Consider the following 23,210-nt stretch of genomic DNA (forward strand, 5'->3'; position numbering starts at 1 on the left):
CGGTTTCCATGGAAACCGGTTTTTACCCATCAACACGACAAACGTCTTTCTACTCACCCGCAGCCTGCATCAACTGCCCAACAATCGATTCACTGTACCGACTCACCAGATAGGGTATGGTCTGGTTCTGGTAATCCATCAGCTTCGGCTCAATGAAACGCCACTTTTTCTCTACTTTCGCTAATGTTTCCGACAACTCGGCTGGAAGGTCTTTCCGGCTCAGTAACGAATCCAGTTGTTCGGTCAACCGCTGTGCGTGGACATCCACAGTGTCGCCTTCCGGATAAGGCAGAATACCTGTTCTTCCGTTCCAGTGTGCGGCCAGTCGTGTATAACGGGTACTGATCTTTTCCATCTGGACTGCACTCTTCAATAACGCCAGATTGAGTGCCTGATGCGCTTCATCACCGGCAGCATGCGATTCCAGCATATCCAAAAGTTCAGCCTGGGCAGACTCCATATCATTGACGGTATAGACCGAGGTATATCCTTCTGAGGCAATTTCATTGGATTGAATCAATGAGACGTAACTGGATAACACCGGCTTAAATGACGTTTCCTGCTCTTCGGCTTCATCCGTAAATAACGGATTAGCCTGCAGCTGACTGACAACAGTTTCCAACTGTTCCCTGGTTTGCCGGTCTCCTTCCAGCAGGGTATAGAGATGGAAATGGGTTGCAGCCCGGTAAATATCCAGCTGCGCGCGATAAACCTCTTCTTTCTGATCAACAGACAAGGGCACAGCATTCAGGCTGGTGGAAAACAACAGGAAAGAAAACAGGACTGCAGAACAGGAGTTTCGCATGATCTAGCCCTTCAGCTTATTGTTTTTATTGTCTGGCCGTGCAGTATTTCACACATTTCACAGATATGACAACACCCCTCCGGAATCAGGATTGATTGCCAACCAGAGAGAAATAAAAAAACCAAAGTAAGCACTAGCCGCACAAGCTCAGGTACTTATACGACTAATTCAAATTGACCTGAGGCAATACCCTAGGCGGTTAGTGGAATCAGAACAGTTTTAGCGTGTTCTACCGCAGAATATTACCTGCAAGGGATATATCAATGCGTAACAGGCTGACTCAGAGTGAAATCATTACGCTGTGTATCACACTGCTGATATCCATAGGATGTACAGCTATACTCATTGACCAGTTGACCGGCAAGGGCTTTTGATTCCGGAAGAATCATCCCAGCATCACTGCCGCACTGGCCTGGTAATGAAAACACGTTTTGCAAACCGTTCACCAAAGGGTGGGTCTGTTTGCTGATTCGAAAGGTAGGGACTATAAGTAGCTATACATAGTGTTTCCGGGATCAAGGTGGTTGCGATGTGCACCCTTCGCTGTACGTTACACTTCCGCAGAGAAGCATCGGCCTGTTACAGGGCAATGCAAGCCATTACTCAGCCGCATTCATTCTCCCACTGACATCATTATGTAGTTACTGGTGACGTGAAATTCCACTCAGGACGTTGCCTGCAAGCTTCAGTCTGGTTTATCGGTATCACGAAGATGTTAAACACGTGCATGCTGAACAAAGTCACGCTCCCTGCAAGTTATTCGATATATCATTCAAGCCTGTTAGCAATAGTGGAGTAATCATGCAACAGCAACAACAAGAGCCCACAGTATTTATCATTGACGATGATGAAGCGGTTCGGGATTCCCTCAAGATGCTGATGAATTCCGTTGGCCAGAAAGTCCAGGTTTTCGCGTCACCGGCCGAGTTTCTGGAAGCCTACGATGAAAACCATCCCGGCTGTATCGTGCTGGATATTCGCATGCCGGGCATGAGCGGACTGGAACTGCAGAGCAAGCTGAACGACATGCACTGCATCCTGCCAATCATCTTCATCACCGGCCACGGTGATGTACCGATGGCGGTACAGGCGATCAAGGATGGCGCGATGAACTTCATCCAGAAGCCTTTCCGCGACCAGGAACTGCTCGACTACATCAACGACGCCCTGAAGCTGGATGCCCAGCAGCGCGCCGAACTGCTGGAGCACAAGGAAATCCTGCGCCGCCTGTCCACCCTGACAGAAAGAGAGCGTGAAGTACTGCACCACGTTGTTGAAGGCAAGGCGAACAAGGTCATTGCCGCTGACATCAACCTGAGCCAGCGTACCGTCGAAATCCACCGCTCCCGCGTCATGGAAAAGATGGGCACCAAATCCCTCGCCCACCTGGTACGCCAGGTGATGCAGGTGAAAGAACACCTCAAGGATGAATTCAAATTCAAGTGATCCGTCACTGAATTGAATAATAAACAACGGGGCATCAATGGTATTGATGCCCCGTTGTTATTTCCGCATTCTATCGATGCCTGACAACGAAACCGACGTTCGTCATAAGCCTATTCGCCCGACAAAAACAACCTGTTTACTGTCGTATATTTCAGCCGCTACCACAGAATTCGTCACCTGTACACGCGACCGTAAGTGTTACTCACAGGGTGCTGGGTAAAAGCAACAATGGCTGCCCTGACACCTCAATCCTATGATTATCAGGCTGGCAAAGATCAACTGAACCAGCGTACAGCCAACGAGATCAAGAACCACCTGGCTGCCCCCGATCGCTCCATACCAGCATAAGATGCCTGATGGACGAAGGCGGCCTCTGTATCTGATAAGACAGGGTCAGCTATGCGTAATGCGAAACGGAACACTGTTTACCTTCTGGATGAAGACACCGCTGTCAGGGATACGGTGAACAGCCTGTGCACATCTCGACAACTCCAGATGCAGCATTTCACCTGCGCACAACAACTGATTGCGCAGCTGGATGAGAATCAACCTGCCTTCCTGATCACCGCCTACCAGGTGAGTGATATGCTCGTGACCGACCTGCTGGCCGAGATTCAGCAACGGGCGCTTTCACTGCCCGTTATCGTGCTCGGCGAACACAGCAATGTCAGCAGCGCCGTGGAATCCATTCGTGCAGGCGCCCTGGACTACATTGAGAAGCCGGTGTATTCGGGCCGACTGGTCGAGCATTTCAACATGCTTGTCGCTGACGGCGCATACGCAGAATAATTGCATCCAACCCAACACGCTAAAGTCCGGACTGAAGCAGCTCAGCATAGGTTTTCAGTTCGGAAAGTACCGCTTTTTTCCCCTCATCGACTTCAGCCATCAACGCATCAATTCGCGTATAGAACGCTTCAAGCGTGAGACTTCCACCACCCTTGCTATCCAACAGTCGCAAACGGCGAAATGCCTGCCACTCGGATGCTTCATCATCAACCAGCGTCTCAGGCCAGTTCCGGGCCCGGTAACGAAACAGCATGTCGTCAAGCCGCGCATCAGAAAACGACAATTGCAATGCGCCCAACTGATCCGGCGGCGTCATCCGCACCTGTTGAATCCGCTCACGGTCAGCCGGACTAAAGAAGCCGCCACTATAGAGCATGTGATCCGGATCGGTATGCGGTTCAAAGGAATGCCCGGATAACACCTGACCCACCGTTGTCACAAAGGCATTAAACCGGCCCTGATCTGAAAACAGCCGCTGATGATGCAACTCACAGCCAGCCTGATCAATAGCAAGACGCTGCTTGTCCTCGTCACGCAATACATTCCATGGCACCACGACCGGCGCCTTGTTCAGGTGCACCGTCTTCAGAGGAATACGAGTGAGTCCCTCTTCATCCAGTTGATCCGTCGCCGTATAGAGACGATGCCTGATGTCATCAACCGTCAGATCCAGGAAAGGCGCAGGATCAACGCTTAAATCATAAACCACGACACCATTCTTATTGGTCGGATGCGCAGCAATCGGCACAACAATACCCAGGCATTGTCGTGCTGATGAGTAGCGTCCGGAAATATGGACAACCGGTTTTCGCCCATGAATATCCAGCAGCTTTGCCACCTGGTATTTCTGACGGTTAAACAGCGCGTAATTAAACAGCTTTTCCTGCTTTTCCCGCAGCAGGCGAGCCATGGCGATTGTCGCCCGCACATCGGACACCGCATCATGGGCATCCGCATGACTGATCCCATTAGCCACCGTCAACTCTTCAAGCCGAAAACTGACAGCGCCATCTTCACGCCTTGGCCACTGAATACCTTCGGGACGCAAGGCTGCGCACAACCTGACCACATCAATCAGATCCCAGCGGCTGCAACCGTTCTGCCACTCCCGCGCATAAGGATCCATGAAATTACGGTACAGACTGTAGCGTGTCACCTCATCATCAAAACGCAGCGTGTTATATCCCAGAACACAGGTGTTTGGCTGGCTGAATTCCTGGTTGATACGGGCGATGAAGTCGGCTTCACAGATCCCCCGTTCATTAACCCTCTGCGGGGTCAGCCCAGTGACCAGGCAAGCCTCCGGATTAGGCAACTGATCATCCGGCAGCCGGGCAAACAACTCCAGCGGCTCACCGATTTCATTGAAATCAGCATCGGTACGAATACCGGCAAATTGGGCAGGCCAGTCGCGCGCCGGATCCGTACCATACGTCTCATAGTCGTACCAGTAAAAAGTCTGCGTCACCGAAACTTTCCTTTGAATCTAGAACTGCTCACAGAGTAACAGCTGACGCGCCCTCTCGTTAGTCACTTTCAGGGAAAGATGAAAAAAACCCGATGCGAGACTACCTGCATCAGGTCTGAAAGGAGAAGTAGAACTGCAATGCCTTGACCAACTGCTCAAAGCCTTCACTACGCTCAATGATCGTGTAACCGGAATCATAACAATCCGGGGTGATATCCCTGTGACACCACTGGCAACGGGCATCAAAGTCGATGACCGTATAGCCTCCCAGTGGTTCCGGCAGCTGAATGCGCATGGAATACACGCCACCCAGCTCCATCATCCAGGGCGTAATCAACATCAGGCCATTACGGCTGATATTGCCGATATACCCGATTTGCATGTCATTACAGCGGTTATACACCACCAGATACTCGGCTAGACGCTCACTGCATATCCGGTGACTATTCTCACTGATAGCCTTCCTTGCCATGCCTGTACTTCCATCAAGAGCCAGCAGAATACTGCACCTCAATGACATCACTGCGCACCGAGGTTTTCTGTGATCCCTGTTCTCGTCCCCCACTACCCCCGGTAGCTCAAACAAGAAAAGAGTATCGACTGCAGCATGACGTTCTTACCAACCGGTCAGACCGGTTAACAGCCTGATTCATTACCTTTAAAAAAACACGGGTAAAAACCATTGCCGTCATAGAAAGCGTAGCCCTGTCACCAACCGGCGTTTAAACCGCTTTTTACTAGATATACGACAACTTAATTCCCTTAACTGACAAGCAATCATGAATGGCTATAAAAGAGAATTCATTCATTAAGGCGATAAACGCAGTGTCGTTTTTCTGTCACCCTTTTGCAGCGGGATTTATCACCCGGCATTTCATGGTATGCTTTCGACGCACAAAACCGCACAACAACAATAAGACAATGGTTCATGGAGCGTCGAAAATGCATCACGGGAGAAGTCTGTCTGGCCTCATTTTAATCTTACTCACTGTTACCAGCCTGCCCGGATGCGCTCCCAGCACGCCGCTCTTTGTTGCCAATGTCGGCACCCGGGAACTGGCACGCCATGAAGACCAGCGATTAAAGGTTGCCCAGGCGATCGTTGATGAAGAGGGAGACCTGTTTACCTATTCGGTCGACGCCATTATCAATGGCCAGTCAGCAGAAGCAGAGAAAACCTATCTCAATGGTTACACGCATATTGGATTCAGCAACCCAATAAAAGCCATTGCCCTTTACCAGATCGCCCTCATCTATAAAAGCAGTTATAACCGGGAACGTAATTACCCGGTTTCACTCAATTACCTCTACCGCATTGTGAACGAATTTCCGGAAACACGGGCTGCGGATTACGCACGATCGAAAATCATTGAAGTGGAACACCTCATTGATAATCCGGTGAAATTCACCCCTGACGAAAAACTGGCGGATTGGGAGCAAATTAAACGGGTACCGGATCCACGCTACGCGAAGCTTGATCAAGCCATGAATTCACTGTCAAAGCGGGCTGTTGTCAAAAACAGAACTACGGAGGTGATAGAGCTGTACACACTGGTTTACCGGGAACGGGGCATGCCCACAGCACTCAGAGCCGACGCCCTGCTTCAGATTGCCCTTATCTACAACAGCCAACCCCAGAATGAAGAAAAGCGCGAGCAGACACTGGCGGCATTCAGGAAGGTTTCACGGGAGTTTCCCGGCACCAGCTACCAGAAAACCGCTGACCAGCACCTGGATATCCTTCTGAATCAACAGGAAAGCTAGTCAAACACCGGGCAATGCTGACGACATTGCCCGGCATGCTGTCAGTTATAAAGGACGCTGACCTGATCCTTGCCAAATTGATCTTTCAGCATTTGCACCAGTTCATCACTTGGGCTCACTTGCCACTGGTCACCCAGCCGCACACGGGCACGAGCATCTGAGCCCTCGTATTGCACACTGACGGGTGTCTGGCCGGAATGGTCACTAAAGAGCTGCTGGAGACGTCGTTCGAAGCCAGCAGTGCAACTGGCGTAATCCAGCACAATCTCCAGCTCGTTGGCATAGTGTGAGCGAGCATCTACCAGGCTGAGCACATTTCTCGCGACCGCTTTCAACGATCCCGAGTAATCATCAAAACTGACCTCAGCCTCAACGACAATGAGGGTGTCCTTGGTCAGCAAATGCTGGAACTTGTTGAAGGTATCAGCAAAGACTGAGACCTCAATCCGCCCACTGCGGTCATCCAGGGTAATAAAGCCCATCTTGTCGCCGCGCTTGTTCTTCATGACACGCAGCGCAACGATAAGACCGGCAATATTCACCTTATCTCGGCCAGGCTGAAGATCCACGACCCGATTACGGACAAAGTGACGTATTTCTTTCTCATACTCATCAATCGGATGGCCCGTCAGGTACAAGCCCAGGGTATCCTTTTCACCGCGCAAGCGTTCTTTGTCGGCCCACTCCCTGACACGACTGTAGTTGCCATAAGCGTCCGTATCTTCTTCGGGCACCAGTCCACCGAACAAATCACCGAGGCCACTATCCAGACTTCGGGCCGACTGTTCTGCAGCCTTAACCGCTTCTTCCATGCTGGCGTCAAGCACCGCACGATTGAGGTTGAGCTGTTTTTTCTTGCCTGGATACGGCCCCTGCATATCCAGCGCACCGGAACGGATTAACGCCTCAAGGCAGCGCTTGTTGACTTTCTTGCTATCAATGCGCTGACAGAAATCAAAAATATCTTTAAACGGACCACCCTGCTTTCTTGCTTCCACGATGGCCGCAATCGGCCCCTCACCAACACCTTTGATGGCACCAAGCCCGTAAACAATATGACCGTCGTCGTTAACACCAAACATGTAGCTGCCGCTGTTCACATTAGGCGGCAGGACATTTAGGTCCATATTCCGGCATTCTTCAATGAAGGTGACCACCTTGTCGGTGTTCTGCATATCCGACGACATGACCGCCGCCATGAATTCCGCAGGGTAATGGGTTTTCAACCAGAGCGTCTGGTAAGAGACCAGGGCATAGGCGGCAGAGTGCGACTTGTTAAAGCCGTAACCGGCAAACTTTTCCACCAGGTCAAAGATCTTCATGGCCAGCTCGGGATCGACGCCCTTGCCCTTGGCGCCCTCTTCAAACACCGAGCGCTGCTTGGCCATCTCCTCCGGCTTTTTCTTACCCATGGCCCGACGCAGCATATCCGCACCACCCAGGGTGTAGCCTGCCAGCTCCTGGGCAATCTGCATGACCTGTTCCTGGTAGAGAATAATGCCGTAGGTCGGTTGCAGGATCGGCTTGAGCCATTCATGCTGATACTGGGCATCCGGGTAGGACAACTCTTCACGACCGTGCTTACGGTTAATAAAGTTGTCTACCATGCCGGACTGCAAGGGTCCGGGACGGAACAATGCCACCAATGCGATGATATCTTCGAAGCAGTCTGGCTGCAGGCGTTTGATGAGGTCTTTCATGCCACGGGATTCAAGCTGGAAGACTGCCGTCGTCTCTGCCTTCTTCAGCAGAGTGTATGAGGCACTGTCTTCCAGATTGATCTGCATGATGTCGATAGGAGGCTGCCCCTGCTTTTCCAGGCGCGGATTGATCATTTTCAACGCCCAGTCAACAATCGTCAGCGTCCGCAACCCAAGAAAGTCGAATTTAACCAATCCGGCTGTTTCGACATCATTTTTGTCGTACTGCGTAACCAGACCATGGCCACTTTCATCACAATACAGGGGCGAAAAATCGGTTAGCTTGGTCGGCGCAATAACAACACCACCAGCATGTTTACCGACATTTCGGGTAATACCTTCCAGCTTAAGCGCCATTTCCCAGACTTCCTGGGCATCCTCATCATTCTCAAGGAACTCACGCAGCCCTTCTTCCTGGTCATACGCTTTTTTCAGCGTCATGCCAACTTCAAAGGGAATCAGCTTGGACAGACGATCGGCCATGCCGTAGGACTTGCCCTGCACCCGGGCGACATCCTTGACCACCGCCTTGGCCGCCATGGTACCGAAGGTAATGATCTGGGAGACCGCATCACGACCGTAAGTCCGTGACACATAGTCAATCACCTTATCCCGGTTATCCATGCAGAAATCGACGTCAAAGTCAGGCATGGAAACCCGTTCAGGATTCAGGAATCGTTCGAACAGGAGATCGTATTCGAGCGGATCCAGATCGGTGATTTTTTGAGCATAAGCCACCAGCGAACCGGCACCGGAACCCCGGCCAGGCCCTACCGGAATGCCGTTATTCTTGGACCACTGGATAAAGTCCATAACGATCAGAAAATAACCGGGGAATCCCATCTGCAGGATAATATCCAGCTCGAAGTTCAGGCGATCGTAGTAAACCTGCCGTTTGGCTTCGTACTCCGGATCATTCTTGTCGAGAATAATCTCCAGCCGTTCTTCCAGGCCCTTGGCGGAAAATTCCCGGAAAAACTCATCCATGGTCTTCCCTTCCGGAATGGGGTATTCCGGAAGATGGTAAGTTCCCAGCGGCACATGGACGCTGCAGCGTTTGGCAATCTCAACCGTATTCGCAATAGCTTCAGGAATATCGGAAAAGAGCTCAATCATTTCCGCTGGTGTTTTGAAATACTGTTCTTCGCTGTATGGGCGGGGACGTCGGGGATCATCCAGAACCCGACTCTCGCCAATGCAGAACCGGGCTTCATGGGCATCAAAATCATCCCGGTCCATAAACATCACATCATTGGTAGCCACCACCGCGCACTGGCAACGGGACGCCAGTTCAACCGCCGCATGCAGGTAGCTCTCATCACCGGGACGCCCAGTGCGCTGCAATTCAAGATAAAAGCGATCGCCAAAAGCAGCCTGCCAATCTTTAAGCAGGTTTTCTGCCTCATCAGGATGCCCTGCCAGCAGCTTCTGTCCAATTTCACCCTGACTTGCCCCGGAAAGCGCAATCAACCCCTCGGATTTCTCAAAGACCCACTGCCGTTTGACCAGGGCCTTACCCTGATGCTGGTTGGTCTGGAAGCTCATCGCTACCAGCTCCATCAGGTTACGGTAACCCTGCTCGTTCATGCATAGCAGGATCAGATGGGTAGGCGGTTCCGTGGGATCGCCGTTTTCCAGCCAGACATCGCAGCCACAAATCGGTTTGATGCCAGTGCCCTGGGCTGACTGGTAGAAACGAACCAGTGAGCACATGTTGGACTGATCCGTCACCGCTACAGCCGCCATGCCTCGCTCAGCCACGGCGCCAATCAGGGATTTAATCCGGATAAGGCCATCAACCAGGGAAAATTCAGAGTGCAGACGAAGATGAACAAACTGGGTTGTCATGAAACACAGGCCCGGGGGATGAAGAACAGAATCAGGTTAGTCTATCAGCCGACCGGGGTGAATGACACCGCCGTCGACTGATGAAAGGAAAGATCACGCTGGCAGATTTCCCACCAGCTCACGCACCGGTTTAAACGAGCGACGGTGGTGTGGCGTCACGCCCAGTTTTACCAGGGCTTCGAGATGCTCTTTGGTCGGGTAGCCCTTGTGCCTGGCAATACCGTAGCCCGGGTACTGTCGATCCATCTCCAGCATTTCCCGGTCGCGGGTGACCTTGGCCAGGATGGAAGCCGCAGCAATCTCCGGTACTCGACTATCGCCTTTGACGACAGACTCCGCAGCACAGGGTAGTTTCGGGCAACGATTGCCGTCTATAAGCGCCAGGGATGGTTTTACAGACAACCCTGCAACAGCCCGCTGCATAGCCAGCATAGTGGCGTGCAGAATATTCAGCTGATCAATCTCTTCAACCTCTGCACGCCCCAGCGACCAGGCTAACGCCCGTTCCTTGATAATATCGAACAACGCTTCACGGCGACTTTCCGAGAGCTTCTTGGAGTCATTCAAGCCTTCTATGGGGCGTGAAGGATCCAGAATCACGGCAGCCGTCACCACAGGACCACATAGCGGACCACGGCCGACTTCATCTACACCGGCCACAACAGCTTCATCATCGGAAACAAAAAAAGACAGTTCACTCTGCTGCACAGGCTATGTCTCCCTGTTTCTTTAATAGACCCATCACAGCCTCTGCCGCCTGCTCGCTGGCATTACGGCGCAGCGTTTGATGTATCGCCATGTATTGATCAGCCTGTTCACGGTGACGCGCATTGTTTTCCATGGCATCCAGGGTTTCCTGGGCGAGGCGTTCTGGCGTTGCGTCATCCTGAAGGATTTCTGGCACCAATGTTTTACCTGCCAGCAGGTTGGGCAGGGATACCCATTCAGACTTCACCATACGCCGCAATATCTGGTATGTCAGCCAAGCTACGCGATAGCTCACCACCATCGGCTTTTTGTGCAGCATCGCCTCCAGTGTCGCCGTGCCGGACGCGATCAGGATAGCATCTGCCGCCGCCATGGCCTGGTGCGACTGCCCATCCAACAGTTTGACCGGCATATCCGGCATTTCGGCCAGATACTGTTCGAGCTGCTCCCGACGCTGAGCATTGGCGCAGGGAATAACGAACTTTAACTGCGGCTGCTGTTGCAACATGCGCTGCGCAGCCTGGAGAAACAGCGGCCCGAGTCGTTTAACCTCACCACCACGACTGCCCGGCATCAATGCAACAACCTGATCCTGAGCGTTATAACCCAACGCGTCACGGGCACCGGCCACATCAATATCCAGCGGTATATTGTCGGCTAACGGATGGCCGACAAAAGTGACAGGAATCGCATGCTCTTCATAGAAACGCGCTTCAAACGGCAACAATGTAAGCATATGGTCCGTCGACTGCTTGATTTTGAGCACGCGCTTCTGCCGCCATGCCCAGACAGAAGGACTCACATAATGCACCGTCGCGATGCCAGCATCATGGAGTTTCTGTTCAAGCGGAAGATTAAAATCAGGTGCATCAATACCGATGAACACATCCGGCTTCCCGGCACAGAAATATTCAACCAGTGTCTTGCGGATATGAAGCAATTCCTTCAGGCGGCCAAGCACTTCCACCAGCCCCATGACCGACAAACGCTCCATGGGAAACAGGCTTTCAAAGCCTTCCGCCAGCATATCAGGACCACCGATTCCCACAAATCGGGCGTGCGGCAAGCGTTGCTTGAGGGCGCGAACCAGACCAGCCCCCAGGATATCGCCGGAAGCTTCGCCGGCAACAATGGCAATCGTAACGGGTTTCGTCATCCAGAATATCCCTGCAGGTCAAAGAACCTTAGCGGGTAATCCCCCGGGTGGATGACTGCAGCGATTCCACCAGCAGTTGTACCTGGGTGGTTTCCGCCGCCATGCCCTGAAGGACTTCAACCGCCTGAGCGGTTTTCAACCCCTGACGGTAAATCACCTTGTAAGCCTGACGCAGGCTGCGGATGACCTCATCACTCCAACCCCGACGGCGCATGCCCTCGAAGTTCATACCGTGGGCTTCAGCCGGATTACCACTGACCATGATAAAGGCGGGAACATCTTTGAAAATGGCGCTATGGGCAGCACTCATGCTGTAGGCGCCAATCTGGCAGAACTGATGCACTGTGGTCAGGCCACCGAGAATCACGCCATCACCAACAATGACATGACCGGCAATGGCTGTATTATTGGCAAAGATACAGTTATCACCCACCATGCAGTCATGGGCGACATGCACATAAGCCATCAGCAAATTGTTGCTGCCAATTTTCGTCAGGCTTTGATCCTGCACCGTGCCACGGTGAATCGTACAACCTTCACGGATGACGTTGTTATCACCAATCTCAAGCCGGGTGGGCTCACCGGCATATTTCTTGTCCTGGCAATCCTCGCCGACAGATGCAAACTGAAAAATCGTATTGTTTTTGCCGATGCGTGTCGGGCCCTTGATCACTGCATGGGAGTGAATCTTTGTACCAGCCCCGATTTCGACATCAGGACCGATAACGGTGAACGGCCCTACTTCAACATCACGGTCCAGCTGCGCGGACGGGTGAATAATGGCACGGGAGTCGATCAAGTTCAGATATCCTTTTTCGCACAGGTAATGACAGCAGAACTTGCCATTTTACCATCAACCAGTGCTTTACAGGAAAATTTCCAGATATCTCTTTTGCATCCCAGGTACTCGGCCACCAGTTGCAACCGGTCACCGGGCACGACGGGCTGACGGAAACGGACTTTATCGGCCGCAGCGAAGTAATAAACCGAGTTTTCCCCGCCGGTCTTGCCCGCCATGGTGAACCCCAGCAAACCTGCCGCCTGTGCCATGGCTTCAATAATCAGTACACCGGGCATCACGGGATGGCCGGGAAAATGACCATTGAAAAACTCTTCATTTGCCGTGACATTCTTGTAGCAATCGATAGTGTTCTTTTCCAGATCGATGTCGACAACCCTGTCCACCAGCAAAAAGGGGTAACGCTGGGGCAGGAGCGCCTTGATCTCATCTATACGCATCATGTGCGAACCATTTCTCCGAAGAAGCAGATAATCACCGTGCAGAACGTTTGGCTTGCAGCCAGCAACGGATGTCGATCAGGGAAGGAACCGGGAAAGAACCCGATACTTTGTCAGCATCGGGCTTCATACACCTCAATCCAGCTTTTTCTCAAGTTCCTTGAGACGTCTGGCCATATCATCCAGTTGACGGAAACGAACCGTATTCTTGCGCCATTCACGCACCGGCATGCAACCGACAGACCCTGAAGAATACTGTCCGGGCTTCAGGATGGATTTGCTGACCATCGCCATTCCCGCAATATGTACGCCATCGGTAATTTCCAGATGACCCGCAATACCACAACCGCCCGCAATAACACAATTGCGACCGATTTTGGTACTGCCGGAGATACCGGTACAACCGGCAATCGCCGTCTTATCCCCAATGACCACATTATGGGCAACATGCACATGGTTATCGATAATCACGCCATTGCCGATCACCGTATCCGCAAGCGCACCACGGTCAATGGCTGAATTGGCGCCAATCTCGACATCATCGCCGACGACAACACCACCGAGTTGTGCAATCTTGACCCAGCCCTGTCCATCATGGGCAAATCCAAAGCCATCCGAGCCCAGCACGGCACCGCTGTGCAGTATACAGCGGTCACCCACGACAACACCGTGACAAATGGTAACGTTAGGATTTAGAACCGTATCCTTCCCGATAATACTGTTACGACCGATGACAGAACCGGCGCCAATCCTGGCACCGGCTGCCACGGATGCCCCTGCTTCAATGGTCACCTGCGGCCCAATACTCGCTTCAGGGCTGACTACCGCTGTTTCATCAATCCAGGCCGTCGGATGAACAACGTATTCGACCGGCTCAGGCTCAAACAGACGGGAAACACGGGCATACCCCAGGTAGGGATTCTTGACGACCAGTGCATTACCTTCATACTTCTCTGCCATTTCCGGGCCCAGGATGACTGCGGAGGCTTCCGTACCTGCCAGAAACTTCTCATAGGCCGGATTGGACAGAAAAGTGAGTGCACCCTTGCCCGCTTCCTGAAGCGTTGCGAGTCGATGGATCACAATGGTGCTATCTCCCTGGACATCCGCGCAGAGAAATTCTGCCAGTTCGGCCAGGGTGAAGTGTTTTTCGGCTTTCATCACAGGGAGTACTACTTTCCGTCTGCTTACTTCTGATTAGCGGTCAACCGGTTCAGCTTGTCGATGACCTTGCGGGTGACGTCATTTTCCGGCTTAACAAAACGTGCTGCGGCACGTTCAATGACGACATCATATCCTTCGCTTTTGGCAACGGCCTGAATGGCTTCTTCCAACTGGGGCTGCAACTTGGCCAGCTCTTTCTGATCGGCTTCTGTCTTTTCTGCCTGGAGCTGACGTGCCTGGTATTCCCAGTCTTCCTTCTTACGGCGCATTTCCAGTTGAAGCTTGGTGCGCTCAGCCTCACTCATGGTTGGGCCGTCTTTTTCCAACTTACCCATCAGTGTCTGGTATTGCGTTTCCAGCCCTTTCAGCTTACTGATCTGCTCACCAAACTGCTGCTCGGACACCTTCGCATATTGCTTGGCTGCAGCAGATTCCAGCAGTGCCATCTGGGAATTGACCACCGCTACCCGGTTAGGCGCTGCCGCCTGCGACAATGGGGCAACCAGAATCATGGCCAGCAGGGCAAATTTGATACTGCGCAACATTGAAACTCCTGTTATTAACTGGTTCGATCGATTCATCCCTGCCGACAGACAACCTCAGTGCTTCAGCAAACGGGGTGAAACAAACAAGCAAAAGGCAAGGCTACTGCCTTGCCTCGAAAAAGTCATCAGGAACTGAACGATCAGTTCACCTCAGCACTCTGTTAGAACGGCGCCCCCAGAGAGAACTGGAAGACCTGGGTCTCGTCGTCGTCCTTGTTATTCAGCGCTTTCGCCAGGCTGAACGTCAGCGGACCCAGCGGTGTGATCCAGGTCAGACCAACACCGGCGCTGTAGCGCAAATCGCCGAAGGCTGGCTTGGTACACATTGAGACCTGGTTATTGTTATCTTCATCTTTGGCATTGCTGCAATCGGTATCAAAGACATTACCGGCATCCAGAAACAACACGGTGCGCATGGAGCGCTGATCCTTGACAAATGGAAGCGGGAACAGCAGTTCAACACCCCCTTCCACCATGACGTTACCACCGATCGGATCATAATCGCCATCTTCCTGCCGGGCCCGTGGACCCAGCGTATTATCTTTGTAGCCGCGGATTGAGCCGAAGCCACCACCATAGAAGTTCTCATAGAACGGCAGCTGACTGGTAGAGCCATAGGCGCCGGCATAGCCCATGCGCGTATGGAAGCGTATGGAATAATCTGACGCCAGAGGGAAGAAGTACTGACCACGGTAATGCAGCTTGTAGAAATACAGGTCACTGCCCGGCAGCGCCACTTCCATGGACAAGCCCTGAGAGTAACCTCGGGTTGGGAGCAAACCATGGTTCAAGGTCGATTCAGACCAGCCAATCGTACCCTTGAAGTTCGTGAAATTATCGCCTTCTTTCTCCAGGAAGTCAGAGACAATCCACGCCGGATCACTGCCCTCCTTGAGCGTGGAACTTTCAATCCCCACACCAAAGTTGAGACTGGAGGTTTCGGATATCGGATAACCAAAGGTCATATCCGCACCCATGGTATCGACGTTATAGTTGGTGACATCCGTCTCGTCGTAATCAGTCTCACTGTAGTAGACATTGTAACCACGACTCACACCGTCGACGGTGTAGAAGGGATCGGTGAAGCCGAAGCTATAGAGCTTACGGTATTTACTGGTATTGGCCGAAAGTGACACACGGTTACCGGTACCCAGGAAGTTGCTCTGACTGATAGAACCACCCAGGATCAAACCATCGCCCTGAGAGAAACCGATACTGGCGGTAATTGCGCCAGACGGTTGCTCCTCAACGGTATAGTTGACGTCCACCTGGTCACTGGTACCCGGCACCGGAACCGTTTCGCTGGTGACTTCCTTGAAGTAACCCAGCCGGTTCAGACGAACCTTGGACTGTTCAATCTTGTAGGTAGAAGCTGCCGCACCTTCCATTTGACGCATTTCACGACGCAGCACTTCATCTTCTGTCTTGGTATTGCCCTGGAAGTTAATGCGGCGCACGTAAGTACGACGGCCCGGTTCAACAAAGAAGGTAATATCAACGGTATGGTCTTCTTCGTTGGTTTGAGGAATACCTGTCACGTTGGCAAAGGCATAACCTTCACTACCCAGACGACGGGTAATCAAATCTTCCGTTGTCGTGATCCGCTTACGGGAGAACGTCTGCCCATCTTTTACGAGCAGCAGCGCTTTGACCTGCTCTTCCGGCACGACCAGATCACCGGCCAGCTTGACATCCTTCACGCTGTACTTCTTGCCTTCATCCACATTCACGGTGATGTAGACACTTTCCTTGTCTGGCGTGATGGAAACCTGGGTCGAGTTGATATTGAAATTGATATAACCACGGTCCAGATACCAGGAACGTAACCGCTCAAGGTCACCAGAAAGTTTTTCGCGGGAATACTTGTCATCGTTGGAGTAGAAGGAGAGCCAGCCGGAAGGCTTCAGCTCAAACAGCTCTAACAGCTCTTCGCTGTTGAACACCTTGTTGCCAACAATGTTGACGTGCTTGATGGTGGAAACCTTACCTTCCTTGATATCGATGGTAATGGCCACCCGGTTTCTCGGCTGCGGCTCAACATTGGCCTTGATACTGGCACCGTAACGACCCTGGGCAACGTACTGGCGCTCCAGCTCCATCCGAATCGCTTCCAGCGTGGCCTGCTGGAAAATCTCGCCATCCGCCAGACCGGCCTGCTTCAGACCTTTCTTCAGGTCTTCGGTCTTGATGGCCTTGTTGCCTTCAATCTTGATCTCGCTGATGGAGGGTCGTTCCACCACGGTGACGACCAGCACATTGCCGTCACGCCCCATCTGGATATCCTGAAAGTACCCGGTTTTAAACAGGGCGCGTGCAGCGTCAGCCAGTTCCGGATTATCAACGTCATCACCAATAGCCACAGGCAATGCATTGAACACCGTTCCCGCCGAAATACGCTGCAACCCGTCCAGGCGGATGTCATTGATGACAAAGGCGTTCGCCTGTCCGGCCACGAGCGCACCGGCAACAAAAGGCAGCAATAATCGATTCATGGAATCCGTTCTTCCAGAAATTGGTCGTAAAGCCAAAAGATAAACTGATACCGCACCGGGACTCCCCCTTCGGTTACAGTCGGCTCAAATCATTATACAGGGCGACAAACATGAGTCCGAGAATCAACGTCATGCCAATACGCACCCCGATCATCTGTATTTTCTCCGACACCGGCCGGCCTTTCACCAGCTCCACCAGATAATACAGCAAGTGCCCCCCGTCCAGCACAGGGATGGGCAACAGGTTCAAAACACCTAAACTAATACTCAGCATAGCAAGGAAGTTCAGAAAACTTTCAAGACCGGATTTAAACGAGGCACCGGCCACCTTCGCTATGGTAATGGGGCCACTGAGATGTTCAACCGACACCAGCCCAATAACCATCTTGCGGATGGAGTCCAGCGTCAGTGTTGTCAACGACCAGGTGTCCTGCAGCGCAACCCCTAAAGCCATGACTGGACCATAGCTGATGTCACGCAGACGATCAGCCGGCCATTCGAAGGGTTTTGCGCCGGCACCAATGTACCCAATTTTCTGGCCATCGGCTAACGTTTTCTCACCCGGCACCAGGGTTAATGTACGACTACTGCCGTCTCTATCAATCTCTACCTGTATTGCTGTACCGGGATTTTCCCGAATAATATCCACCCAGCCCTGCCAGCTTGAAACCCGCTCACCATTGGCGGACAACACAACATCCCCGCTCAACAACCCGGCCTTTTCAGCCGCTCCGCCTTCCAGAACCTGTCCAATCGCCGCCGGCACTTCCGGACGCCATGGCTGCACACCCAGAGATCGCAGCGGATCCGGATTCTCTTCACCCGTAAGCCAGTCATTGAGATGAATATCTGAATATTGAGTATCGGCACCTTTCCCATCAAAAGGTTTGGTGCCCAGCACAACCGTGGCGGTTTCCCCTAACGGTGCCAACAGTGCCATATTGATGGCATGCCAGGATGGCGTATTCCGACCATCCACACTGACTACTTCAGACCCGGCATTCACACCCGCAACCGCAGCCGGTGATTCCGGCACAACATCACCGATCACTGGAATGACCGTTTTGACGCCCACCAGATACATGATCCAAAGTGCGACAATCGCAAGCAGAAAGTTGGCAATCGGTCCGGCCGCGACAACCGCGATACGGGCATACACCGACTTGTTATTAAACGCCTGATCTTTTTCCTCATCCGCCACCGGCCCTTCACGCTCATCCAGCATTTTCACGTAGCCGCCAAGCGGAATCATGGCGATGGCGAATTCTGTGCCATGCCGGTCATACCAGGTGAAGAGAGGCTTACCAAACCCAATACAAAAACGAAGTACCTTGACACCACAACGACGAGCAACCCAGAAATGCCCATACTCATGGATACTGACCAGCAGGCCAAGGGTGACGATAAACGCCAGAATTGTCTGCAATGTTCCCATAGTCCCGTCGGCTTTCCTGCATTTACCCTAAGAGGCTGAAACGATAAAGTGACTGATTTTACAACATTTTGCGCAATCCTCGCATAGTGTCTGAGGGATTCGCAAATACAAAAGCGCTCACTAACGTCAGGCTTAGCTATCTGTCGTGCCATCAATCGGTTTTATTGGCGCATTTACCTTAATAAAGCACTCCGCAACAGGAACCACCATTTTCAGTACCGTATGGACAGAAATTTCGACGGCATCGCGGATCGCTTCCGCCAGCAGATCTACGGCACCCTGAAAGGGCAACTCCGACTGGAAATCCTTCAGGAAGACCTCGTCACTCACATCCCTTCCCTGCTTAACAGTGACCGCAAGCTAACCATTCTGGATGCGGGCGGCGGCATCGGCCAGTATTCCGCCATGCTCGCCGCACAGGGACACCGGATCATCCTGTGCGATATTTCAGCCGACATGCTGGCGCTGGCCAGGGAAGAATATGCCAGAATCGCGCCCGATGCCGATATCCGGTTTATTCACTGCCCTATCCAGTCACTGCAGGAACACCTGGACGAGCCTGTCGATCTTGTCCTGCTCCATGCCGTGCTTGAGTGGCTGAAAGATCCCCGCGAGGTACTGAACAGCCTGCCCACACTGACACGCCCGGGCGGCTGGCTTTCCATCCTGTTCTACAACAAAAACGCTCTGGTCTGGCGCCACCTGATGAACCGGAATTTCAAGCTGGCCTACCACGACAACTTTGAAAATCGGAAAAATCCCCTGACGCCCGCCTGGCCACTGGACCCTGCCGACGTACACGAATGGTTGAGCCTGCTGGACCTTGATATCAAGGCATGGTCCGGCATTCGCGCCATACACGACCACATGCCAAAACCCGTCCGCGATATGACACCTGCCGATGACATGTTACGTGTCGAAAAACACTTCGGACGCAAACCGCCATACCGGGATCTGGCTCGCTATGTGCACATGCTTTGCCAAAAGCCTGCCTAAAACAAAAGCCGGCAACATGCCGGCTTTCACTTGGACTCATCAGGCTTCAGCAATAACCACAGCACGCAGCGGCGCCGGATAACCCTCGACGGTTTTTTCAGGATTTTCAGGATCAAGAAAATCCGAGAGGGAATTAAAGCGCATCCACTCCGTCTGACGCTGCTCCTCTGTCGTGGTACGCGCCATATCAACCACCCGGGCATTACGGAAACCCGCGCGACGCAGCCACAACAGCAGCGTATCCGATGACGGCAGGAACCAGACATTACGCATCATGGCGTATCGATCTTCCGGCATCAGAACCTGCCCTAACGCACCATCAACAACCAGTGTTTCAAGCACAAGCTCGCCACCCGCTCGCAAGGCGCCCTTCAACTCAAGCAGATGATCAATCGGTGAACGACGGTGGTATAACACCCCCATAGAGAAAACCGTATCAAAGGCTTTCAGGTTTTCAGGGACATCTTCCATCTTTAGCGGCAGAAGATGTACGGGCAGCGTTTTGCCAGCATAACGCTTGAACGCTTCAAACTGCACCAGAAAAAGCCGTGACGGATCCACACCGATCACCTGTCGGGCACCCGCACCCAACATGCGCCAGCAGTGATAACCAGAACCACATCCGACATCCAGCACCAGCCGCCCTTTCAGCGACGACAGGTGAGGCGCGACACGCTCCCATTTCCAGTCGGAACGCCATTCGGTATCAATATGTTCGCCAAAGAAATCAAACGGCCCTTTGCGCCAGGGGCTCAGCGCTTTTAACTCGCGGTGGAGATCATGCCTGACTTCATCAGACAAGGACTCCTGTGACACGACACTGACCGTGGGCACATCCAGATTCACCGCTTTAACAGGAATATCTGGCAACCGGTTCAAGGCAGCCAACCAGCGATCCAGATCACCGTGAAGATTCTCAACAAGAACATGCTGCAATTGTTGTGGCAATACATCCAGCCAGCGCCTTAGCGAGTGGTTATCCATTAACGGATACAAATCACTAAAAAAATCCAGAGGATTCGGCAAACTACGATTATCGCTTACAGGCATAATTATTTGATGGCCAGCAGTGAGCAGAAATTAAAGCACTGGTACCAGAGCACGACTCGACTAAACCCTGCAGCTAACAAACGCTCGCGATGCTGCGCCAGGGTTTCCGGAATCAGATAGTCTTCTAACGCCGTACGCTTCTGACTGATCTCAAGGTCTGAATAACCATTGGCTCGCTTAAAGTCATAATGCAGTTCTTCCAGAACGGACTGCTCACCTTCCTCAAACACCAGCTTTTCAGAAAGAATCAATCCACCACCGGGATTCAGACCATCAGCAATCTGAGTTAACAGCGCCAACCGATCCTCAAGCGGAATAAACTGCAGGGTGAAGTTAAGCGTAACAACAGATGCATTGGTCACAGGTACGCTGCGGATATCATCCAGCAATAATTCAACCGGCACACTGCTGCCATCAGCTTCAATATATTTACGACAACGCTCCAGCATGGCGTCGGAATTATCAACACCAACAATTCGACACCCGGGCTGATCAACACCATGCCGCATTGCCAGCGTCGAAGCCCCAAGAGAGCACCCCAGGTCATAAAGCATTGTATGCGGCTGCGCATACTGGGACGTGATAATACCAATCATGGGAATGATCGTGGTATACCCGGGCACAGACCGGCGGATCATGTCGGGAAAAACCCGCGCCACGGCATCATCAAACGCAAAACCCGACAACTCAGCATGGGGTTCTGCATAAATACGATCGAGTAGATTATTCATGCGTATTCAGGAATTTGCTGTGCTGAAATAGCAGCTGTCACTCCGGGCAGACTGAACCAGCAACCTAATAGAAAAGCAGACATGCTAGCCTGATCAAACAAAATCACCAGTGGCAATTATCACGATGCGTCACGTGCAAGTACAAGTCACCCTGTCGCGAAGCAATGCTTACCCCTGAAACAAAAAGGTGCCAACACCTGTTGACACCTTTATTAACATCCGAAAAAACAACGCTTCAGGTTGCCATTGTCAGGAACCAGAAAACAGCAAAGACTGGTATGGCAGCCGTCAGACTATCAATGCGATCCATGACACCACCATGTCCCGGCAACAACTGGCTACTGTCCTTCAAACCGGCTTCACGCTTGAACATACTTTCAAGCAAATCACCCAGTACAGACACCATGGTGACCACCAGCGTAATGGCAACCAGCCCAAGGCATTCAAATAAACTCAGCTGTCGGTACCAGCCAACCAGAAGGGCAATCAGTGACGTCATAAACAAACCACCGAAGACACCTTCCCAGGTTTTACCCGGACTGAGACTCGGCGCCAGTTTACGCTGCCCAAAGGTTCTACCGGAAAAATAGGCGCCCACATCCGCGGCCCAGACCAGCACAAACACATACAGAATCAGCAGATTTCCCTGCGGTTGCCCCTTGAGATACACAAGGCCGCCCCACGCAGGCAGAAGAACCAGCCAACCCATCAGCAACCGAACCATCCGGTTCTGCCACACAGGCCTTGAATCGGGATAACTGATCACCAGCATCAACGCCATCAGCCACCAGGTGAGACCGGCTCCCAGCAAAAATCCGGAAGACGCCAGAGAAAGGAGAAAAATCATGCCGCCTGTCAGCGCAGCATATCCCACGCGCACCAACTGGTGAGTAAATCCGGACAGTCCTGCCCACTCCCAGGCCGCCAATGCGATAACGACCGCAACAAACACCGAGAACGGCGTCAACGGCAAAAGAAAAACCCCACCCAATGCCACCGGCAATAAAGCCAGCGCTGTTATTATTCGTTGTTTCAGCACGTTGACTCTGCCTCTAGCTGCTGACTGGTTTTGCCATAACGACGCTGCCGCTGACTGTAATCCATTATCGCCCTATGGAACTCTTCAGGCCCAAAATCAGGCCATAGCAGATCGGAGAAATAGAGTTCAGAATAAGCGCACTGCCACAGCAGGAAATTACTGATTCGGTGTTCACCACTGGTTCTGATCAGCAGGTCTGGCGGCGGCAGCTCACCCGTCGACAGGGCTGCTTCAAAACGATCCGCTGTAATCGCTTCCGGATCAAGCTCTCCCCGCTGCACCTCTGACGCCAGTTTCTGCGCAGCCTGGATAATATCCCACTGCCCACCATAACTGGCGGCAATCACCAACGTAACACGCGCATTTTCAGCCGTCAGCGCTTCTGCTTCACGAATACGCTGTTGGATAGCCGGACTGAAGGAACTGACATCTCCGATCACTTTCAACCGGATATGATGCCGGTGCAACTTGCGCACTTCTCGCTGAAGCGCACGAAGGAACAGATCCATCAGAGCACTGACCTCGTCTGCCGGTCGCTTCCAGTTCTCGCTGGAAAAGGCAAACAGGGTCAATACACGAATACCATAGTCACCACAGGCTTCAATCACCTTACGCACCGCCTCAACGCCCGCGCGATGCCCGGCAATACCCGGCAAATGCCGTTTCTTGGCCCAGCGGTTATTGCCATCCATGATAATCGCGACATGACGGGGAATACGGTCGGCAGGAATGTCGTTGCCAGATACCGTGGCGGAAGGGGAAGCAGGTGGTTCAGCCATGACTTGTTTCAGGGTTACCTCACACTATCCGGGCAAACCGCCCGGCAAACAACAAC

General features: G+C 52.4%; 20 protein-coding genes. 4 read left to right on the forward strand and 16 right to left on the reverse strand.

Annotation, left to right across the window (positions count from 1 at the left end; genetic code table 11):
- Window positions 1-49 precede the first annotated feature (49 nt).
- Window positions 50-805 (reverse strand): hypothetical protein, encoded by a 756-nt coding sequence (locus AC27K1_RS10265; protein ID WP_487150311.1) that lies wholly within the window; start codon window positions 803-805, stop codon window positions 50-52.
- A gap of 801 nt (window positions 806-1,606) precedes the next feature.
- Here AC27K1_RS10265 and AC27K1_RS10270 point away from each other — a divergent pair.
- On the forward strand, window positions 1,607-2,251 hold the full coding sequence (locus AC27K1_RS10270; RefSeq protein WP_211825598.1) for a response regulator transcription factor: 645 nt from the start codon (window positions 1,607-1,609) through the stop codon (window positions 2,249-2,251).
- Window positions 2,252-2,650: 399 nt separating this feature from the next.
- Window positions 2,651-3,040: a response regulator transcription factor gene (locus tag AC27K1_RS10275; protein WP_487150313.1), complete on the forward strand. Its 390-nt coding sequence runs from the start codon at window positions 2,651-2,653 to the stop codon at window positions 3,038-3,040.
- Between the two features lie 19 nt (window positions 3,041-3,059).
- Here the strand turns inward: AC27K1_RS10275 and sbcB are convergent, their stop codons facing one another.
- Both sbcB and AC27K1_RS10285 read right to left on the reverse strand, forming a co-directional pair.
- Window positions 3,060-4,508 (reverse strand): exodeoxyribonuclease I, encoded by a 1,449-nt coding sequence (gene sbcB, locus AC27K1_RS10280; RefSeq protein ID WP_487150314.1) that lies wholly within the window; start codon window positions 4,506-4,508, stop codon window positions 3,060-3,062.
- A 109-nt stretch (window positions 4,509-4,617) separates the two neighbouring features.
- Window positions 4,618-4,980, reverse strand: coding sequence for a PilZ domain-containing protein (locus tag AC27K1_RS10285; RefSeq protein ID WP_211825604.1), 363 nt, complete (start codon window positions 4,978-4,980; stop codon window positions 4,618-4,620).
- Between the two features lie 470 nt (window positions 4,981-5,450).
- On the opposite strand from AC27K1_RS10285, the gene AC27K1_RS10290 reads away from it, so the two are divergent.
- Window positions 5,451-6,272: a tetratricopeptide repeat protein gene (locus AC27K1_RS10290; protein ID WP_487150316.1), complete on the forward strand. Its 822-nt coding sequence runs from the start codon at window positions 5,451-5,453 to the stop codon at window positions 6,270-6,272.
- A 41-nt stretch (window positions 6,273-6,313) separates the two neighbouring features.
- Here the strand turns inward: AC27K1_RS10290 and dnaE are convergent, their stop codons facing one another.
- The 9 genes from dnaE to rseP form a co-directional block, all read right to left on the reverse strand.
- Window positions 6,314-9,820, reverse strand: coding sequence for a DNA polymerase III subunit alpha (dnaE, locus tag AC27K1_RS10295; protein WP_487150317.1), 3,507 nt, complete (start codon window positions 9,818-9,820; stop codon window positions 6,314-6,316).
- Between the two features lie 93 nt (window positions 9,821-9,913).
- The gene (rnhB, locus tag AC27K1_RS10300; RefSeq protein WP_487150319.1) at window positions 9,914-10,528 is read right to left on the reverse strand and encodes a ribonuclease HII; all 615 of its coding nucleotides are present in this window, start codon (window positions 10,526-10,528) and stop codon (window positions 9,914-9,916) included.
- Window positions 10,515-11,684: a lipid-A-disaccharide synthase gene (lpxB, locus tag AC27K1_RS10305; RefSeq protein WP_487150321.1), complete on the reverse strand. Its 1,170-nt coding sequence runs from the start codon at window positions 11,682-11,684 to the stop codon at window positions 10,515-10,517. The genes rnhB and lpxB overlap by 14 nt, the downstream gene beginning before the upstream one ends.
- A gap of 28 nt (window positions 11,685-11,712) precedes the next feature.
- Complete coding sequence (gene lpxA, locus AC27K1_RS10310) at window positions 11,713-12,483, reverse strand: acyl-ACP--UDP-N-acetylglucosamine O-acyltransferase (protein ID WP_487150322.1); 771 nt, start codon at window positions 12,481-12,483, stop codon at window positions 11,713-11,715.
- Window positions 12,484-12,485: 2 nt separating this feature from the next.
- Window positions 12,486-12,926, reverse strand: coding sequence for a 3-hydroxyacyl-ACP dehydratase FabZ (gene fabZ / locus AC27K1_RS10315; RefSeq protein WP_487150324.1), 441 nt, complete (start codon window positions 12,924-12,926; stop codon window positions 12,486-12,488).
- Between the two features lie 132 nt (window positions 12,927-13,058).
- Complete coding sequence (lpxD, locus tag AC27K1_RS10320; protein WP_487150326.1) at window positions 13,059-14,084, reverse strand: UDP-3-O-(3-hydroxymyristoyl)glucosamine N-acyltransferase; 1,026 nt, start codon at window positions 14,082-14,084, stop codon at window positions 13,059-13,061.
- Between the two features lie 26 nt (window positions 14,085-14,110).
- Window positions 14,111-14,632: an OmpH/Skp family outer membrane protein gene (locus tag AC27K1_RS10325; protein WP_487150328.1), complete on the reverse strand. Its 522-nt coding sequence runs from the start codon at window positions 14,630-14,632 to the stop codon at window positions 14,111-14,113.
- 161 nt (window positions 14,633-14,793) lie between these two features.
- Complete coding sequence (bamA, locus tag AC27K1_RS10330; protein ID WP_487150330.1) at window positions 14,794-17,124, reverse strand: outer membrane protein assembly factor BamA; 2,331 nt, start codon at window positions 17,122-17,124, stop codon at window positions 14,794-14,796.
- A 73-nt stretch (window positions 17,125-17,197) separates the two neighbouring features.
- On the reverse strand, window positions 17,198-18,559 hold the full coding sequence (gene rseP / locus AC27K1_RS10335) for a sigma E protease regulator RseP (RefSeq protein ID WP_487150332.1): 1,362 nt from the start codon (window positions 18,557-18,559) through the stop codon (window positions 17,198-17,200).
- A 222-nt stretch (window positions 18,560-18,781) separates the two neighbouring features.
- Between rseP and AC27K1_RS10340 the strand changes: the two genes are divergently transcribed.
- Window positions 18,782-19,555 (forward strand): methyltransferase domain-containing protein, encoded by a 774-nt coding sequence (locus AC27K1_RS10340; RefSeq protein ID WP_487150334.1) that lies wholly within the window; start codon window positions 18,782-18,784, stop codon window positions 19,553-19,555.
- 39 nt (window positions 19,556-19,594) lie between these two features.
- Here AC27K1_RS10340 and cmoB read toward each other — a convergent pair whose 3' ends face one another.
- The 4 genes from cmoB to uppS all read right to left on the reverse strand — a co-directional run bounded on the left by cmoB (window position 19,595) and on the right by uppS (window position 23,154).
- Window positions 19,595-20,539, reverse strand: coding sequence for a tRNA 5-methoxyuridine(34)/uridine 5-oxyacetic acid(34) synthase CmoB (gene cmoB / locus AC27K1_RS10345; protein ID WP_487150336.1), 945 nt, complete (start codon window positions 20,537-20,539; stop codon window positions 19,595-19,597).
- 68 nt (window positions 20,540-20,607) lie between these two features.
- Window positions 20,608-21,336, reverse strand: a complete 729-nt coding sequence (gene cmoA / locus AC27K1_RS10350) for a carboxy-S-adenosyl-L-methionine synthase CmoA (RefSeq protein ID WP_487150338.1) — start codon at window positions 21,334-21,336, stop codon at window positions 20,608-20,610.
- Between the two features lie 235 nt (window positions 21,337-21,571).
- The gene (locus tag AC27K1_RS10355) at window positions 21,572-22,375 is read right to left on the reverse strand and encodes a phosphatidate cytidylyltransferase (protein WP_487150340.1); all 804 of its coding nucleotides are present in this window, start codon (window positions 22,373-22,375) and stop codon (window positions 21,572-21,574) included.
- A complete protein-coding gene (gene uppS / locus AC27K1_RS10360; RefSeq protein ID WP_487150341.1) occupies window positions 22,369-23,154 on the reverse strand; it encodes a polyprenyl diphosphate synthase in 786 nt (261 codons plus the stop codon). The genes AC27K1_RS10355 and uppS overlap by 7 nt, the downstream gene beginning before the upstream one ends.
- Between the last annotated feature and the right edge of the window lie 56 nt (window positions 23,155-23,210).

The organism is Kistimonas ophiarachnellae (genome assembly GCF_057552235.1).

Excerpts from the sequence above, each read along its gene's own strand:
- AC27K1_RS10265 (WP_487150311.1), bottom strand. The coding sequence starts at position 805 with ATGCGAAACTCCTGTTCTGCAGTCCTGTTTTCTTTCCTGTTGTTTTCC.
- AC27K1_RS10270 (WP_211825598.1), top strand. The coding sequence starts at position 1,607 with ATGCAACAGCAACAACAAGAGCCCACAGTATTTATCATTGACGATGAT.
- AC27K1_RS10275 (WP_487150313.1), top strand. The coding sequence starts at position 2,651 with ATGCGTAATGCGAAACGGAACACTGTTTACCTTCTGGATGAAGACACC.
- AC27K1_RS10285 (WP_211825604.1), bottom strand. The coding sequence starts at position 4,980 with ATGGCAAGGAAGGCTATCAGTGAGAATAGTCACCGGATATGCAGTGAG.
- AC27K1_RS10290 (WP_487150316.1), top strand. The coding sequence starts at position 5,451 with ATGCATCACGGGAGAAGTCTGTCTGGCCTCATTTTAATCTTACTCACT.
- dnaE (WP_487150317.1), bottom strand. The coding sequence starts at position 9,820 with ATGACAACCCAGTTTGTTCATCTTCGTCTGCACTCTGAATTTTCCCTG.
- lpxB (WP_487150321.1), bottom strand. The coding sequence starts at position 11,684 with ATGACGAAACCCGTTACGATTGCCATTGTTGCCGGCGAAGCTTCCGGC.
- fabZ (WP_487150324.1), bottom strand. The coding sequence starts at position 12,926 with ATGATGCGTATAGATGAGATCAAGGCGCTCCTGCCCCAGCGTTACCCC.
- lpxD (WP_487150326.1), bottom strand. The coding sequence starts at position 14,084 with ATGAAAGCCGAAAAACACTTCACCCTGGCCGAACTGGCAGAATTTCTC.
- AC27K1_RS10325 (WP_487150328.1), bottom strand. The coding sequence starts at position 14,632 with ATGTTGCGCAGTATCAAATTTGCCCTGCTGGCCATGATTCTGGTTGCC.
- bamA (WP_487150330.1), bottom strand. The coding sequence starts at position 17,124 with ATGAATCGATTATTGCTGCCTTTTGTTGCCGGTGCGCTCGTGGCCGGA.
- rseP (WP_487150332.1), bottom strand. The coding sequence starts at position 18,559 with ATGGGAACATTGCAGACAATTCTGGCGTTTATCGTCACCCTTGGCCTG.
- AC27K1_RS10340 (WP_487150334.1), top strand. The coding sequence starts at position 18,782 with ATGGACAGAAATTTCGACGGCATCGCGGATCGCTTCCGCCAGCAGATC.
- cmoB (WP_487150336.1), bottom strand. The coding sequence starts at position 20,539 with ATGGATAACCACTCGCTAAGGCGCTGGCTGGATGTATTGCCACAACAA.
- cmoA (WP_487150338.1), bottom strand. The coding sequence starts at position 21,336 with ATGAATAATCTACTCGATCGTATTTATGCAGAACCCCATGCTGAGTTG.
- uppS (WP_487150341.1), bottom strand. The coding sequence starts at position 23,154 with ATGGCTGAACCACCTGCTTCCCCTTCCGCCACGGTATCTGGCAACGAC.